The following is a 2,448-nucleotide window of genomic DNA, read 5'->3' on the forward strand; positions in this document are numbered from 1 at the left end:
TATTGTAAATTCCGGAAGCGGTTGTTTATTTCAACCAGCTAGTGATGATTATAGTTATGTTTTAACTGCAAAACATGTTTTAGAAGACAATAATAAAATAACAAGGCAAACGCTGAACGATGCACATGATGTAATTCCGGAAAAACTTGAAATAATTGGTTCTCCATTTATACATGAAGATACCAATAAAGACGCTGCTATTTTTAAAGTTAAAAGAGTTAGTGACATTGAGTCCCTGTTAAGGGACGACTCTTTAGAATATAATTCTGAAAAATATTTTCTATCTGGACACCCTCTATCAAGAATCGATAATGATTATTCATTTCGGGACAATAAGCTCGAATTAACTCAGCCAAAAGAATATGGTTATATAGAAGCAACTCTTGGAGTTCCAGCTTTACATCATGAAGTAATTGGGCAGTCAGGAGGTGGAATTATTAAAATTGAGGATAGTTGTTTTTTATTAGCCGGGATTCAAAAGAAAATGACAACTACAGATGATACTGAATCTTTAGGAAGAATTGAATTTGCTCCGTTATCATTCTTTGATGAGATTATAAACAGTAATCCAATTGAACTTTCGCCATTATATCCACCATATATTGTTTCTTTTTCAAACTTAACTAAGGAGATTTTTGAACTAGATAATTTTCTTGCAAAGAAAGATTTGATACATAATCAGCTACTTAATATTGCAAGTAATTTATGTGCTGATTTTAGCCCCGAAAAAATATTAGAGTTATTTGGGGATTCTTTACTGGTACATAATTGTAATCCTTCTCTTATTAACCACAAAGCTTTATGGGTTTCGTTTTTAGAATTAACAACAATAAACCAATTACATACTGATAATAAACTAACATACGATGAACTAAAAGATTTAAGCAAAAAACGAAGGCTAATTTTAGTTGATACTGATAAATGGACTAAAAGATTAGAAGATATTTATAGGTCTGATTTATCAGATGTAGAAAAAGGAGGAAGTGTTATTGTATGTGCAACAAGAGAAAAATCAACAAGTTTAGTGGAAGTTTCTTCTGATGTGTTAGAGTTTAATATCGCAGTTCCTAGGGATGATATGAATATTAGTAATACAATACAAGACCCATTTAGAGACTTGAGATTAATTAATATATATAAATTTCAAGATCATATTATTAGAAATGCAGATGCTTTTTTAAATGCTTCAGGGACAAACATAAAAGAGATTTTAAAAAATGAAACAAGAAACATCTTATAAAGAAATAGATAATTCAAATTTATTTGAGAATATAGAAGAAGCTTTCCCTATAAATTACCTATCTATTGGTGAAATATGTTGGGGTGGTAACATTCTTGTTGCTATTGTCGAATTTAAGGATTTTGAGACTATGACAACACAGTGGAAAAACTTCAATAGTTTTATATCTGCTGAATTACTTACCTTGAAAAAAGATGAGTTCTCGAAGTGGAATTTTTATGTATTCTACCTATCAAAAGAAGCAAATAAGGAACTCAAATATGAAATAGAAAACAATAAATTTAGTAGTCGGAAAATAGTTTTGGAAGATTATCCGAGTGAATTAGATAATGACAATATTCTCAATATTGTGAGGAATCACATTACAAATGAGGATATTTTAAAAATAGTTGAAAGCCCAGAAAAATCAAGCATTATAAGAAATTCATTAATTGATAATGCAATAAATATGTTTGAATCTCCATCTAAAAAAAGCGACTATGCAGAGTATTCAAAATCCATTTTAAAGCAAATTGAAAAATCGTTAAGAGATGAAATTTAGGAAAGTAGAAATACAAGCATTCAGGGCATATCAAAAAGTCGAAGATGGCACATTCGATTTTGAAGTCGAAGGGGAAAAAGGAAATATTGCCGATTTTGTTTCAATATGTGCTCCTAATGGCTTTGGTAAAACTTCATTTTATGATGCTGTTGAATATGGTATAACAAATAGTATCGACCGCTTTCTTAAAAATAAATTACCTAAAGATATTGCAACTAACGAGCGAGCATTAAGGAAAGGTAATGGTGGTCAGAAAATATTGCGAAACCGATATGTTACTGACGATAACATACCCTCAGAAGTACGTTTATATACCACAAAGTCTGATAAACCAATTATAAATAAAGTTCCTTCTGCAAAAACAAAAAGAAGCAAAGATTTTCACTTTGATGACAATAAGGTAAAAAATAAATATTTTCAAACGGTAATCTTATCTCAAGAATGGATTGACGCTTTTCTTAAAGTTGATGACCCGAAAGAACGTTATGAGAAATTTATGACTTATTTCGGTGATACGGAGACTGGAGATTACTATAAAAAAATTGTAAATCTATTATCCGTCAACGAGGCTGAGATTAACAGCTTAAAAGAATCCTTATTATGGGTTCAAAAAGAAATCGATTTTGAAGTTGATAAAGATGTTTTAAAGAAAGTTAATGAAAAAATT

General features: G+C 29.9%; 3 protein-coding genes. All 3 read left to right on the plus strand.

The window, feature by feature from the left end; translation table 11 throughout:
- Positions 1 to 1,240 (plus strand): ABC-three component system protein (locus J1N10_RS20650; protein WP_262328626.1); only part of this gene is annotated, 1,240 nt, incomplete at its 5' end.
- Positions 1,218 to 1,781: an ABC-three component system middle component 1 gene (locus J1N10_RS20655; RefSeq protein ID WP_262328627.1), complete on the plus strand. Its 564-nt coding sequence runs from the start codon at positions 1,218 to 1,220 to the stop codon at positions 1,779 to 1,781. The genes J1N10_RS20650 and J1N10_RS20655, both read left to right, overlap by 23 nt.
- Positions 1,771 to 2,448, plus strand: a 678-nt coding sequence (locus tag J1N10_RS20660; protein ID WP_262328628.1) for an AAA family ATPase, incomplete at its 3' end; no start/stop codon positions are given. The genes J1N10_RS20655 and J1N10_RS20660, both read left to right, overlap by 11 nt.

The sequence above is a fragment of the Carboxylicivirga litoralis genome (genome assembly GCF_025499605.1).
Lineage (GTDB): Bacteria > Bacteroidota > Bacteroidia > Bacteroidales > Marinilabiliaceae > Carboxylicivirga > Carboxylicivirga litoralis.